This is a genomic window from Streptomyces katrae (assembly GCF_000966975.1).
GTDB lineage: Bacteria > Actinomycetota > Actinomycetes > Streptomycetales > Streptomycetaceae > Streptomyces > Streptomyces katrae.
Map to the genome: position 1 here is coordinate 1 of NZ_JZWV01000591.1, position 13,276 is coordinate 13,276.

Sequence of the window (13,276 nt, forward strand, 5' to 3'; positions counted from 1 at the left end):
GCCCTTTCTCCGTTTCCGCCTCAAGCTCCCCCGGCTACCGCTGGGAGGGGCCCCAGGCGGGGCTTGATTTCGACGGGGCCGGCCGGAAGGAAGCTCGGGCTCCGCCGCAGGGTCAGCAGGGGCGCTTGCGGAGTTCCATCACGTAGTCGTGCGGGGCGCCCGCCGATTCCGCCGCGTCGGCGATCTCGCCGAGGTAGCGGGCGGAGGGGAGGCCGCCCTCGTAGCCGTTCAGGACGTAGCACCAGGCGGCTTCCTCGCCGTCCAGGGTGTGGACCCGGATGCGCATGCGGCGGTAGATGTCCAGGCCGACGCCCTCCCAGCGGTCCATGGAGTCCTCGTCCAGCGGCGCGATGTCGTACAGGGCGACGAAGACCTGCTGGCGGGGGGCTTCCACGATGGTGGCGAGGGCGCCCTCCCAGCCCATCTGCTCGCCGCCGAAGGTCAGCCGCCAGTCGTTGATCCAGCCCGTGCCGCGCAGCGGCGAATGCGGAGCGCGGCGCGTCATCAGCCGCGGGTCGAGGTTGCCGGCGTACGCGGCGTAGAGCGACATGAGGTCGAGGGTACGGGAGGGGTGCCCCGGTACGCGTGCCCGGATGGCGCACGGATGACAGGACCGGGAGTGGGACATGTGAGCGGGACCGGGAGTGGAGCACCTTGAAGCGTGCGGGACAATGGGCGTGGAATGCATCCCCCGGGGAGACCCCCCGGATCGCCGGCCGGGGCGGCAGCCGGCCGGGCAGACGTGAGGCGGAGTTTTCGTGACCCGGATCGTGATCATCGGCGGCGGACCCGGCGGGTATGAGGCGGCCCTCGTGGGGGCCCAGCTCGGCGCGGAGGTGACCGTCGTCGACTGCGACGGTCTGGGCGGGGCGTCGGTGCTGACCGACTGCGTGCCCTCCAAGACCCTCATCGCGACCGCCGAGGTCATGACCACCTTCGACTCCTCCTACGAGGAGCTCGGCATCGTCGTCGCCGACGACACCCCGCCCATCGAGCAGGCCGCGCGCGTCGTCGGCGTGGACCTCGGCAAGGTGAACCGGCGCGTGAAGCGCCTCGCGCTCGCCCAGTCGCACGACATCACCGCGTCCGTGACCCGGGCCGGTGCCCGCGTCATGCGCGGCCGCGGCAAGCTCGGCGGACCGCAGGGCATCGACGGCACCCGGGACGTCATCGTCACCGCGGCCGACGGCACGGAGACGATCCTCACCGCCGACGCCGTCCTGATCGCCACCGGCGGCACCCCCCGCGAGATCCCGGACGCGATGCCCGACGGGGAGCGGATCCTGAACTGGACCCAGGTCTACGACCTGGAGGAGCTCCCCGAGGAGCTGATCGTGGTCGGCTCGGGTGTGACCGGTGCCGAGTTCGCCGGCGCGTACCAGGCGCTCGGCTCCCGCGTGACGCTGGTTTCCTCGCGCGACCGCGTGCTCCCGGGTGAGGACCCGGACGCGGCCGCCGTCCTGGAGGACGTCTTCCGGCGCCGCGGCATGAACGTCATCGGCCGTTCGCGCGCCGAGTCCGCCAAGCGGGTCGGCGACCGGGTCGAGGTCACCCTCTCCGACGGCCGGGTCATCAGCGGCACGCACTGCCTGATGGCGGTCGGCGCGATCCCGAACACCAAGGACATGAACCTGGAGGAGTCCGGGGTCCGGCTGAAGGAGTCCGGGCACATCTGGACCGACAAGGTCTCGCGGACGTCCTCGCCGGGCGTGTACGCGGCCGGTGACGTGACGGGCGTCTTCGCGCTGGCGTCCGTGGCCGCCATGCAGGGGCGCATCGCGATGTACCACTTCCTCGGTGACGCGGTGGCCCCGCTGAACCTGAAGACGGTCTCCTCGAACGTCTTCACCGACCCCGAGATCGCCACTGTCGGTTACACCCAGGCCGACGTGGACGCCGGGAAGATCGACGCCCGTGTCGTGAAGCTGCCCCTGCTGCGCAACCCGCGCGCCAAGATGCAGGGCATCCGGGACGGCTTCGTGAAGCTGTTCTGCCGCCCGGGCACCGGGATCGTGGTCGGCGGTGTGGTCGTCTCGCCGCGTGCGAGCGAACTGATCCACCCCATCTCGATCGCCGTCGACAACAACCTGACGGTCGAGCAGATCGCAAACGCGTTCACGGTGTACCCCTCGCTGTCGGGTTCGATCGCCGAGGTCGCCCGCCAGCTGCACACGCGCAAGACCGCCGGAGAGGCGTAGGTCCGGGCGCCGCCCGGCCAACCGCCCCTGCCCGTACCGGGGTTGGGGCGGGGTTCGGGGCCGGGCGGTGGCGTCCGGGTGGACACGGGGTGTCCGTTCGGACGCGTATACCACTTGTCGCCCCACCGTATGGACAACTTCGGTATTCCGGCGCAAGGAGCTGAAACCAGACGGTCGTTGGGGTTACTGTCAGTTTCGTGTTCGCTGCTGAACGTCGCCAACTGATCCTCGAAATGGTGCGGGCCAACGGAGCGGTATCGCTCCGTGAGCTCGCCCGCGTCGTCCAGACCTCCGAAGTGACCGTACGGCGGGACGTGCGGGCACTGGAGGCCGAAGGACTCCTCGACCGCCGGCACGGCGGTGCGGTTTTGCCGGGCGGTTTCACGCGGGAGTCCGGCTTTCCGCAAAAGTCCCATCTCGCGACGGCGGAGAAGACCGCCATCGCCGACGTCGCGGCCGGTCTCGTCGAAGAAGGCGAGGCCGTCGTCGTCGGCGCGGGCACCACGACCCAGGAGCTGGCCCGCCGGCTCGCCCGGGTGCCCGGCCTGACCGTCGTCACCAACTCACTGCTCGTCGCCCAGGCCCTGGCGCACGCCAACCGGGTGGAGGTGGTGATGACCGGCGGCACGCTGCGCGGGTCGAACTACGCCCTCGTGGGCAGCGGCGCCGAGCAGTCCCTGCAGGGGCTGCGGGTCTCGCGGGCCTTCCTGTCCGGCAGCGGTCTGACCGCCGAGCGCGGGCTGTCCACGTCCAACATGCTCTCCGCGAGCGTGGACCGGGCGCTGGTGCAGGCGGCGGCGGAGGTCGTGGTCCTCGCCGACCACACGAAGCTGGGCACCGACACCATGTTCCAGACGGTGCCGACGGACGTGATGACGCGGCTCGTGACGGACGAGCCCCCGCCGCACGACGACCGGGCCGCCACCGAGCTGCAGGCGCTGGCCGACCAGGGCGTCCAGATCACCGTGGCCGGCTCCGCACCGGCCTCCGGCGGGCACGGGGGCGCCGGGGAGGGCATGCCGGGGCGCAGGCCGCGGCGGGACGCTCCGCTGCCGGTACAACGGCGCGGTGGACCCACCACCCAGCTGCGGAGCGCGCCCGCGGGGCTGCTGGAGCAGCAGGCGGGGGAGCGGGCCCGCGTCGCCGACATGCGGCGCCGCTAGCCGCGCGTTCCCCCCGTCACGCCACCGGCCGGTGTCCACCGGGCCGTCCCCGCCAGGGCGGCCCGTCGGACACCGGCCGGAGGCGTGAGCGGGCCCGCCGCAGACCGGAAGGCCGAAGGCCCCCGCCCGGTGAACCCGGACGGGGGCCTTCGTGAGGTGCGGGGACGTCAGTCCTTGATCTCGCAGATGGTGGCGCCGGAGGTGAGGGACGCGCCGACCTCGGCCGTGAGGCCGACGATGGTGCCGGAGCGGTGCGCGTTGAGCGGCTGCTCCATCTTCATGGCCTCCAGGACGACGATGAGGTCGCCCTCGTTGACCTGCTGGCCTTCCTCGACCGCGACCTTGACGATCGTGCCCTGCATCGGGGAGGTGAGGGTGTCGCCGGAGGCGGCCGGGCCGGACTTCTTGGCGGCGCGGCGCTTGGGCTTGGCGCCGCCCGCGGCGGCCGTGCGGGCCAGGGTCATGCCCAGGGAGGAGGGGAGGGAGACCTCCAGGCGCTTGCCGCCGACCTCGACGACGACGGTCTCGCGGCCGGGCTCTTCCTCGCTGTCCTCGGCGGCCGGGGCCGTGAACGCCGGGATCTCGTTGACGAACTCGGTCTCGATCCAGCGGGTGTGGACCGTGAACGGGTTGCCGTCGGCCGGGGCGAAGGCGGGGTCGGCGACGACCGCGCGGTGGAAGGGGATGGCGGTGGCCATGCCCTCCACGTTGAACTCCGCCAGGGCGCGGGCGGCGCGCTGGAGGGCCTGCTCGCGGGTGGCGCCGGTGACGATCAGCTTGGCGAGGAGGGAGTCCCAGGCGGGGCCGATGACCGAGCCCGATTCCACGCCGGCGTCCAGGCGGACGCCGGGGCCGGTGGGGGCGTCGAACTTGGTGACGGTGCCGGGGGCGGGCAGGAAGTTGCGGCCCGGGTCCTCGCCGTTGATGCGGAACTCGAAGGAGTGGCCGCGCAGGGCGGGGTCGTCGTAGCCGAGTTCCTCGCCGTCGGCGATGCGGAACATCTCGCGGACCAGGTCGATGCCGGAGACCTCTTCGGTGACCGGGTGTTCGACCTGGAGGCGGGTGTTGACCTCCAGGAAGGAGATGGTGCCGTCGGTGCCGACGAGGAACTCGACGGTGCCGGCGCCGACGTAGCCGGCTTCCTTGAGGATGGCCTTGGACGCGGCGTAGAGCTCGGCGTTCTGGGCCTCGGAGAGGAAGGGGGCCGGGGCTTCTTCGACGAGCTTTTGGTGGCGGCGCTGGAGCGAGCAGTCGCGGGTGGAGACGACGACCACGTTGCCGTGGGAGTCGGCCAGGCACTGGGTCTCGACGTGGCGGGGCTTGTCGAGGTAGCGCTCGACGAAGCATTCGCCGCGGCCGAAGGCGGCGACGGCCTCGCGGACGGCGGACTCGTAGAGCTCGGGGACCTCTTCGAGGGTGCGGGCGACCTTCAGGCCGCGGCCGCCGCCGCCGAAGGCGGCCTTGATGGCGATGGGCAGCCCGTGCTGCTCGGCGAAGGCGACGACCTCGTCGGCGCCGGAGACCGGGTCGGGGGTGCCCGCGACGAGGGGGGCGCCGGCGCGCTGGGCGATGTGGCGGGCGGCGACCTTGTCGCCGAGGTCGCGGATGGCCTGCGGCGGCGGGCCGATCCAGGTCAGGCCGGCGTCGAGGACGGCCTGGGCGAAGTCGGCGTTCTCCGACAGGAAGCCGTATCCGGGGTGGATGGCGTCCGCACCCGAGTCGGCGGCGGCCTGGAGCACCTTGCTGATGTCGAGGTAGCTGGTGGCCGGGGTGTCACCGCCCAACGCGAAAGCTTCGTCTGCCGCGCGGACGTGCAGAGCGTCCCGGTCCGGATCGGCGTAGACGGCTACGCTCGCGATCCCGGCGTCCCGGCAGGCCCGGGCAACGCGGACAGCGATTTCGCCACGGTTGGCGATGAGCACCTTGCGCACGATGGCTCCCTCCTTGAAACAAGCTGAGTTTAGGGACTGCCGACACGGCCTTACGACCCTTCCCCGGTGGTGAGCTTGCCCACACAGAGCGTGATGCGAGTGCCCCTTGAGTGTGAAAACCCTTGTGTCGGCCCAGGTCAGGGAGATCCCCGACTGCACAGTAACCCCGTGGCGCGTCGGAGGTCTCTGTTCGGCGGGTCAGCGGCCCCCGTCGATTCTTTGTGGAGTCCCTACGAACGGCCTAGGCAATCTTTGCGTGAGAGCCGTCACGGCGCCCGTCGCACAAGGGAGCCGCCCCCGCCTCTTGTCCGCGGGTTTACTCGTTAGTAGCCTCCCAGACATCGAACACGCTTGTGGCGTGGGAGGGATGGGGGCGTCGTGCTGCGCAGACTCGTGGCGGGGCTGGGCGCGCTCGCGCTCGTCGTGGAAGCCGCGGTGCTCGTGGTCGTCCATCTGGTCCTCGGCCGGACGACCGCGGACCAGTCGATGTCCATACAGGGCAGCGATCCGGACCTCATGTCCAAGGCGACCTACGGGCTGGGGGCGGCCATCGGGGCCTTCCTCCTGCTGACCGGGGTGCTCCTCGCCGTCGCCGCCGTGCGCGACCGGCCGCCCGGCCGTACCGCCCGGGTCGTCCTCGTCGCCGCCGCCGTCACCCACGGGGTGCTCGGCGCCCTCGCCGCCGCCCTCGTCGGCTGGGGCGCCTTCGCGGCGACGATGGCGGTCCTCTGCCTGATCGCGGGGACCCTGACCCTCTACGCCGACGGGGTGCCCGAGCGGCGGCTCAGACCCACAACTCCGTGATGGACACGCCCAGTTCGCCCAGCAGGGCGCGCAGCAGCGGCATCGACAGGCCGATGACGTTGCCCGGGTCCCCGTCGATGCCGTCGATGAACGCCGACGACAGCCCGTCCAGGGTGAACGCCCCGGCCACGTGCAGCGGCTCGCCGCTCTCCACGTACGCCGCCACCTCCGCGTCCGTCGGCTCGCCGAAGCGGACCGTCGTCGAGGCCGTCGCCGAGACCTGGCGCCCCGTCACCGTGTCGATCACGCAGTGCCCCGTACGCAGGACGCCGGCCCGCCCCCGCATCGACTTCCAGCGGGCCGTGGCCTCCGCCGCGTCCGCCGGCTTGCCCAGCGCCTCGCCGTCCAGCTCCAGCACCGAGTCGCAGCCGATCACCAGCGCGCCGGCGGCCTCCGGGAGCTCCGCCACCACGCCCGCCTTGGCCTCGGCCAGGGCCAGCGCCAGCCCGGCGGGCTCGTCGTGGTCCAGCGTGTCCTCGTCGAAGCCGCTGACGATCACGTGCGGGGCCAGGCCGGCCTGCCGCAGCAGGTTCAGCCGGGCGGGGGAGGCGGAGGCGAGGACGAGCGTGCGTACGGTCATGGGGGCCATCGTAGGGCGGCCCTAGAACGGGGCCACACCGAGGACGTAGATGCCCACCAGCGTCGCCAGCAGCAGCACCACCAGCATCCGCCGCAGCATCGCCTGGGCGTCGCGCATGTCCTTCGGCGGCTCGTCCTTCGGGTCTGACCAGAGCATGCTCCGATCCTTTCCCCGGCACGGCGGTGGCGCCTGAGTACCCGTACTCAGGCGCCACCGTCCGTTCGCGCCATTTTCCGCGGGGCGCCGCGCGGGTTCAGCCCTGGTGGGGCCAGTACGTACGGCCCCACGCCCGCGGACCGGGCCGCAGCGCGTGCCGACGGGCCACCCGGCCCGGTGCCGACCACTCGTCCGGCACCCGGGGCGCGCCCGACGGCGCCGAGGCCAGCGCCGCCGCGCGCAGTCGGACCACCGCCAGTGCGGCGGCCAGCTCCTCGGGGGTCGGGTTGCCCTTGACGACCTTGATCATCACTGTGAGCTCCTCGGGGGCCTAGAGGGGGATGTTGCCGTGCTTCTTCGGGGGCAGCGACTCCCGCTTGGTGCGCAGCTGCCGCAGCCCCTTCACCACGTGGGCGCGGGTCTCGGACGGCATGGTCACCGCGTCGATGTAACCGCGCTCGGCGGCCGTGTACGGGTTGAGCAGGGTGTCCTCGTACTCGGTGATGAGCCGGGCCCGGGTCTCCTCCACCTCCTCCGGAGCGGCTTCCGCCAGGGTGCGCCGGTGCAGGATGTTCACCGCGCCCTGCGCGCCCATGACGGCGATCTGGGCGGTCGGCCAGGCCAGGTTCAGGTCCGCGCCGAGGTGCTTGGAGCCCATGACGTCGTAGGCGCCGCCGAAGGCCTTGCGGGTGATGACGGTGATGAGGGGGACGGTGGCCTCGGCGTAGGCGTAGATCAGCTTCGCCCCGCGCCGGATGATTCCGTTGTACTCCTGGTCGGTACCGGGGAGGAAGCCCGGCACGTCGACGAAGGTCAGCACCGGGATGTTGAAGGCGTCGCACGTCCGTACGAAGCGGGCGGCCTTCTCGGAGGCGTTGATGTCCAGGCAGCCGGCGAACTGCATCGGCTGGTTGGCGACCACGCCCACGGGGTGTCCCTCGACGCGGCCGAAGCCGGTGAGGATGTTCGGGGCGAACAGGGACTGCGTCTCCAGGAACTCCCCGTCGTCCAGCACGTGCTCAATCACAGTGTGCATGTCGTACGGCTGGTTCGCACTGTCCGGGATCAGCACGTCGAGTTCGAGGTCGGCCTCGGAGACCTCGGTGTCCGCCTCCTCCGGGAAGGACGGGGGCTCGGACAGGTTGTTCGACGGCAGGTACGCGAGGAGCGACTTCACGTACTCGATGGCGTCCTTCTCGTCACCCGCCATGTGGTGCGCCACGCCCGAGGTGGAGTTGTGGGTGCGCGCACCGCCCAGCTCCTCGAAGCCGACGTCCTCGCCGGTGACCGTCTTGATGACGTCCGGGCCGGTGATGAACATGTGCGAGGTCTGGTCGACCATGACCGTGAAGTCGGTGATGGCCGGGGAGTACACGGCGCCGCCGGCGCAGGGGCCGACGACCAGGCTGATCTGCGGGATCACGCCCGAGGCGTGGACGTTGCGGCGGAAGATCTCGCCGTACATGCCCAGCGCGCTGACGCCCTCCTGGATGCGGGCGCCGCCGGAGTCGTTGATCCCGATGACCGGGCAGCCGGTCTTCAGGGCGAAGTCCATCACCTTGATGATCTTCTGGCCGTAGACCTCGCCGAGGGCTCCGCCGAAGACCGTGAAGTCCTGGGAGAACACGGCCACCGGACGGCCGTCCACCGTGCCGTAGCCGGTGACGACGCCGTCGCCGTACGGGCGGGTCTTCTCCAGGCCGAAGTTGGTCGACCGGTGCCGGGCGAACTCGTCCAGCTCGACGAACGACCCCTCGTCCAGCAGCAGCGCGACCCGCTCACGTGCCGTCAGCTTGCCCTTGGCGTGCTGCTTCTCGACGGCGCGCCCGGAACCGGCGTGCGTGGCTTCCTCGACTCGGCGCCGCAGGTCCGCGAGCTTGCCCGCGGTCGTGTGGATGTCGATCGGCTCTGAGGGTTGGGACATCGGGGTCGCGGCTCCCTGTGTGGTGTCAACTGCCTGGTCAATTGATTGACTGCTGCTGGCTACTGGTGCGTAGCGTATCGGCGGGCATGGCGCTCGGCAGTGCGGCGTTTGACACACCTACATTTGCTTGCATGACTCCACAAGATGCTTCAGCCGGAGCGCCCCAGGGACGCTGGTCGAGCCTGGACCGGCCGCCCCTGAACGCCTCCGCCCTCTCGCGGGCGCTGGTCTCCGCAGACGGACTGTGGACCTCGCTGGAGGTCGTCGCCTCCACCGGGTCCACCAACACCGACCTCGCCGCGCGGGCCGCGGAACTGCCCGAGGGGGCCGTGCTGGTCGCCGAGGAGCAGACCGCCGGTCGTGGACGGCTCGACCGCAGCTGGGTCGCGCCCGCCCGGTCCGGACTGTTCTTCTCCGTACTGCTCAAGCCCGGGCCGGGCGTGCCCGAGGAGCGGTGGGCGTGGCTGACCCTGCTCGCCGGGGTGGCCACGGCGGCCGGGCTGTCGCGGGCGGCGGGCGTGGACACCCTGCTCAAGTGGCCCAACGACCTGCTGGTCACCGTGGAGGGCGAGGAGCGCAAGGCCGGCGGGATCCTCGCCGAGCGGGTGGGCGACGGGGTGGTCATCGGGATCGGGCTCAACGTGACCCTCACCGAGGACGAGCTCCCCGTGCCGACCGCGGGCTCCCTGGCCCTCGCGAAGGCGACGGTGACCGACCGGGAGCCGCTGCTGAAGGCCGTGCTGCGGTCGCTGGAGGAGTGGTACGGGCGCTGGCGCGACGCCGCCGGCGACCCGGGGGACAGCGGGCTGCAGGAGACGTACGCGGCGGGCTGCGCCACGCTCGGCCGGCACGTCCGGGCGGACCTGCCGGGGGGCCGGGAGCTCACCGGTACGGCCGAGGCGCTGGACACCGACGGGCACCTGGTGATCCGGACGGCCGAGGGGGAGCGGGTGGCGGTGGGCGCGGGTGACGTCGTGCATCTGCGACAGGTGCGGTAGGAACCGCGCCGGGGCCGGGGGGCCGGTGTCCGGGGTCCCGGGACCGGGGTCCGGGCCGGGGGTCCGGCCCAGCGGGTGACCTGTCTGGCCGAAGCGGGCACGAGGCTCTGAGCCGGAGGGGCGCGCCTGGGGAACGGGTCCGGGTGTGCGGAGGAAACCGCGAGGGACGAGCGGTTTTCGAGCACGCACGGACCCGTGAGCCGGGCTCCGGCGCCCCGGAGGCGGAGAGCCTCCCGAGAAGAGGGGTGAGTGAGCTACGGCACACCTGCCGTATGGTTTAGGCGATCCCGATCGGGCTCCCCGGACGCGCACGGAATGGACAGGAGGCGGCCCTTGACCGTCGGCGACTCAACGTCCAGCGCGTCCTCGTCCGGCTCCGCGGGCAATCCCGGCACGCCGATCGGACGGGACCGGCACACGCCCTTCCACGAGGTCGACCACGCGGCGCAGCCCACGGCCGATCCGCTCGCGATCCGGCTGGAGCAGCTCATCCTGGGCGCGGAGCGGCGCTACACGCCCTTCCAGGCCGCCCGCAGCGCCGGTGTGTCGATGGAGCTGGCCTCCCGCTTCTGGCGGGCCATGGGCTTCGCGGACATCGGGCAGGCCAGGGCCCTGACGGAGGCGGACGTGCTGGCGCTGCGGCGCCTCGCGGGCCTGGTCGAGGCCGGGCTGCTGAGCGAGCCGATGGCGGTGCAGGTGGCGCGCTCCACGGGGCAGACCACCGCCCGGCTGGCGGAATGGCAGATCGACTCCTTCCTGGAGGGGCTGACGGAGCCGCCGGAGCCCGGGATGACCCGTACGGAGGTCACGTACCCGCTGGTCGAGCTGCTGCTGCCGGAGCTGGAGGAGTTCCTCGTCTACGTGTGGCGCCGCCAGCTGGCCGCGGCCACGGGCCGGGTGGTGCAGGTCGCGGACGACGAGGAGATGGTCGACCGGCGGCTCGCGGTGGGCTTCGCGGACCTGGTGGGCTTCACCCGGCTCACCCGCCGGCTGGAGGAGGAGGAGCTCGGCGAGCTGGTCGAGTCCTTCGAGACGACGGCGGCGGACCTGGTCGCCGCGCACGGCGGCCGGCTGATCAAGACGCTCGGTGACGAGGTGCTGTACTGCGCCGACGACGCGGCGACGGCGGCGGAGATCGCGCTGCGGCTGATCGAGACGATGGAGGCGGACGCGCAGATGCCGGAGCTGCGCGTGGGCATCGCGTTCGGGACGGTGACGACCCGGATGGGCGACGTCTTCGGGACGACGGTGAACCTGGCGAGCCGGCTGACCTCCATAGCGCCCAAGGACGCGGTGCTGGTGGACGGCGCGATGGCCGAGGAGCTGAGCCGTACGGGCGCGGCGCCGAAGTCCGAGAAGGACGCCGAGAGCGAGGAGGGCGGCGGCTCGTACCGCTTCGCGCTCCAGCCGATGTGGCAGCGGCCGGTGCGCGGACTGGGTGTGGTGGAGCCCTGGTCGTTGTCGCGGCGGACGCCTAAGATCCCCGGGTAACGTTCGTTAACTTTTCCGGGGAGAGTGTGCCGTGGGCGGGAACGAAGCCCGATTCGGGGAGTTCGTGGCGGTGCGGCGGCACGGTGACCGCGGGGTGGTCGCGGAGCTGGTGCTGGACCGGCCCAAGGCGATGAACGCCGTCTCGACGGAGATGGCGCGCTCGATCTCCGCCGCCTGCGACGCGCTCGCCGCCGATTCCGGCGTACGGGTCGTCGTCCTGTCCTCGACGCACGAGCGGGCCTTCTGCGTGGGTGCGGACCTCAAGGAGCGCAACTCGCTGTCGGACGCCGAGCTGGTGCGGCAGCGGCCCACCACCCGCGGTGCGTACGGGGGCGTGCTGGAGCTGCCGATGCCGACGGTCGCGGCGGTGCACGGGTTCGCGCTGGGCGGCGGCTTCGAGCTGGCACTGGCCTGCGACGTGATCGTGGCCGACGAGACGGCGGTCGTGGGGCTGCCGGAGGTTTCGGTGGGCGTGATCCCGGGCGGCGGCGGTACGCAGCTGCTGCCGCGCCGGGTCGGGGCGGCGCGGGCCGCCGAGCTGATCTTCACGGCCCGCCGGGTGGAGGCGGCCGAGGCGCTGTCGCTGGGGCTGGTCGACGAGGTGGCCCCGGCCGGCGGGGACCGTGCGCGGGCCCTGGAGCTGGCGGCGGCGATGGCGGCGAACTCCCCGGTCGGGCTGCGGGCGGCCAAGCGGGCGCTGCGGCTGGGGCACGGGATGGACCTGGCGGCCGGGCTGGAGATCGAGGACGCGGCCTGGCGGACGGTGGCCTTCTCGGGCGACCGGGCGGAGGGCGTGGCTGCGTTCAACGAGAAGCGCAAGCCGGAGTGGCCGGGGGAGTAGGGGGAAACCCCTTTCCGTGCCGCTGAAACTCGTGGCATCCATCACTTAATCGGATAAAACTCCCTAATCTGGGGTGATGGGAGTTGACGGACGGCTTCGGGCCGTCGTGGGCCTCGCGCAGGCCATGGCGGCGGCCTGCGCGCCGCGGGACAGTGTCCGGGCCGCCGCCCGGGGGGCGCGGCTGGCGATGGACGGCTCCTTCGCCGCCATCTCCGCCTGGGAGCGGGAGCGGGGCCGGCTGCGGGTCCTGGTGAACGAGGGGGAGCTGCGGCCCGGGGAGGAGGAGTTCCCCGAGGACGAGTCCTACCCCGTCCACGACTTCCCCGAGATCACCGAGTTCCTGCACGAGCGCTGGGTAGGGGGCGGCGGGCCGCACGCCTGGGTCGACACCGCCGAAGGCGGCCGGCCGGGGCGCCGGAGCGCGGCCCTGCGGGCGCGCGGGCGCGGGACGTGCGTGGTCGCGCCGATCGTGCTCAGCGGGCGGGCCTGGGGGGAGCTGTACGTCGCCCGGAACGACGGGCTGCCCGGCTTCGACGGCACCGACGCGGAGTTCGCGACCGTCCTGGCGGCCGTCGTGGCGGCGGGGCTGGCGCAGAACGAGCGCCTGGAGGAGGCCCGGCGCCTCGCCTTCACCGACCCGCTGACCGGCCTGGCCAACCGGCGGGCCGTGGACATGCGGCTCGACGAGGCGCTGGAGGAGCACCGGCGCACGGGGGCCGTGGTGAGCCTGGTCGTCTGCGACCTCAACGGCCTGAAGAAGGTCAACGACACCCTCGGGCACGCGACCGGCGACCGGCTGCTGGAACGGTTCGGCTCGGTGCTCAGCCTGTGCGGGGCCATGCTCGCGGGCACCCTGGTCGCGCGGCTGGGCGGGGACGAGTTCTGCCTGGTCAGCGTCGGCCCTTCGGCGGACGAGGTGGTACGGGTCACCGAGGAGGTGTGCGTACGGGCGGCCGCGCTGGAGCTGGGGGAGGGGGTGGCCTGCGGGGTCGCCTCCACCGGGGACCCGATCGGGCCGGTGAAGTCCTCCCGGCGGCTGTTCCGGCTGGCCGACGCCGCCCAGTACAAGGCGAAGGCCGCCCGGTCGGTGGGCCCGGTGGTCGCGGGACGGGACACGGCGGTGGTCCGGCTGGCCGACGCGGCGGCCCGGGAGGCGCCGGGCGAGCGGCGGCGGTTCCGGGGGCGGCAGT

13 protein-coding genes are annotated in these 13,276 nt (G+C 72.5%); 7 read left to right on the forward strand and 6 right to left on the reverse strand.

Going from position 1 to position 13,276, the window contains the following annotated elements; translation table 11 throughout:
* Nucleotides 1–112 precede the first annotated feature (112 nt).
* Nucleotides 113–550, reverse strand: a complete 438-nt coding sequence (locus VR44_RS21230; protein ID WP_007266087.1) for a gamma-glutamylcyclotransferase family protein — start codon at nucleotides 548–550, stop codon at nucleotides 113–115.
* 208 nt (nucleotides 551–758) lie between these two features.
* Between VR44_RS21230 and VR44_RS21235 the strand changes: the two genes are divergently transcribed.
* Nucleotides 759–2,198: an NAD(P)H-quinone dehydrogenase gene (locus VR44_RS21235; RefSeq protein ID WP_045949142.1), complete on the forward strand. Its 1,440-nt coding sequence runs from the start codon at nucleotides 759–761 to the stop codon at nucleotides 2,196–2,198.
* Nucleotides 2,199–2,431: 233 nt separating this feature from the next.
* Entirely contained in the window at nucleotides 2,432–3,361 is a 930-nt protein-coding gene (locus VR44_RS21240) for a DeoR/GlpR family DNA-binding transcription regulator (protein ID WP_045949143.1), read from the forward strand.
* Between the two features lie 167 nt (nucleotides 3,362–3,528).
* On the opposite strand, the gene VR44_RS21245 is transcribed toward VR44_RS21240, so the two are convergent.
* Complete coding sequence (locus VR44_RS21245) at nucleotides 3,529–5,292, reverse strand: acetyl/propionyl/methylcrotonyl-CoA carboxylase subunit alpha (protein ID WP_045949144.1); 1,764 nt, start codon at nucleotides 5,290–5,292, stop codon at nucleotides 3,529–3,531.
* Between the two features lie 378 nt (nucleotides 5,293–5,670).
* Between VR44_RS21245 and VR44_RS21250 the strand changes: the two genes are divergently transcribed.
* Complete coding sequence (locus tag VR44_RS21250) at nucleotides 5,671–6,096, forward strand: hypothetical protein (protein WP_045949145.1); 426 nt, start codon at nucleotides 5,671–5,673, stop codon at nucleotides 6,094–6,096.
* Here VR44_RS21250 and VR44_RS21255 read toward each other — a convergent pair.
* The 4 genes from VR44_RS21255 to VR44_RS21265 all read right to left on the reverse strand — a co-directional run bounded on the left by VR44_RS21255 (nucleotide 6,077) and on the right by VR44_RS21265 (nucleotide 8,756).
* The gene (locus VR44_RS21255; RefSeq protein ID WP_094191804.1) at nucleotides 6,077–6,685 is read right to left on the reverse strand and encodes a Maf family protein; all 609 of its coding nucleotides are present in this window, start codon (nucleotides 6,683–6,685) and stop codon (nucleotides 6,077–6,079) included. The genes VR44_RS21250 and VR44_RS21255 overlap by 20 nt on opposite strands.
* A gap of 12 nt (nucleotides 6,686–6,697) precedes the next feature.
* The gene (mmpB, locus tag VR44_RS48475; protein ID WP_094191805.1) at nucleotides 6,698–6,832 is read right to left on the reverse strand and encodes a morphogenic membrane protein MmpB; all 135 of its coding nucleotides are present in this window, start codon (nucleotides 6,830–6,832) and stop codon (nucleotides 6,698–6,700) included.
* Nucleotides 6,833–6,929: 97 nt separating this feature from the next.
* Nucleotides 6,930–7,142 (reverse strand): acyl-CoA carboxylase subunit epsilon, encoded by a 213-nt coding sequence (locus VR44_RS21260; protein ID WP_045949151.1) that lies wholly within the window; start codon nucleotides 7,140–7,142, stop codon nucleotides 6,930–6,932.
* A gap of 21 nt (nucleotides 7,143–7,163) precedes the next feature.
* Nucleotides 7,164–8,756 (reverse strand): acyl-CoA carboxylase subunit beta, encoded by a 1,593-nt coding sequence (locus tag VR44_RS21265; protein WP_045949147.1) that lies wholly within the window; start codon nucleotides 8,754–8,756, stop codon nucleotides 7,164–7,166.
* 131 nt (nucleotides 8,757–8,887) lie between these two features.
* Between VR44_RS21265 and VR44_RS21270 the strand changes: the two genes are divergently transcribed.
* The 4 genes from VR44_RS21270 to VR44_RS21285 form a co-directional block, all read left to right on the forward strand.
* Nucleotides 8,888–9,754: a biotin--[acetyl-CoA-carboxylase] ligase gene (locus tag VR44_RS21270; protein WP_045949148.1), complete on the forward strand. Its 867-nt coding sequence runs from the start codon at nucleotides 8,888–8,890 to the stop codon at nucleotides 9,752–9,754.
* 315 nt (nucleotides 9,755–10,069) lie between these two features.
* Nucleotides 10,070–11,245, forward strand: a complete 1,176-nt coding sequence (locus VR44_RS21275; RefSeq protein ID WP_045949149.1) for an adenylate/guanylate cyclase domain-containing protein — start codon at nucleotides 10,070–10,072, stop codon at nucleotides 11,243–11,245.
* 31 nt (nucleotides 11,246–11,276) lie between these two features.
* Complete coding sequence (locus VR44_RS21280; protein ID WP_045949150.1) at nucleotides 11,277–12,086, forward strand: enoyl-CoA hydratase/isomerase family protein; 810 nt, start codon at nucleotides 11,277–11,279, stop codon at nucleotides 12,084–12,086.
* Between the two features lie 76 nt (nucleotides 12,087–12,162).
* Nucleotides 12,163–13,276: GGDEF domain-containing protein (locus VR44_RS21285; RefSeq protein ID WP_045949152.1), on the forward strand; the 1,114-nt coding region annotated here is incomplete at its 3' end.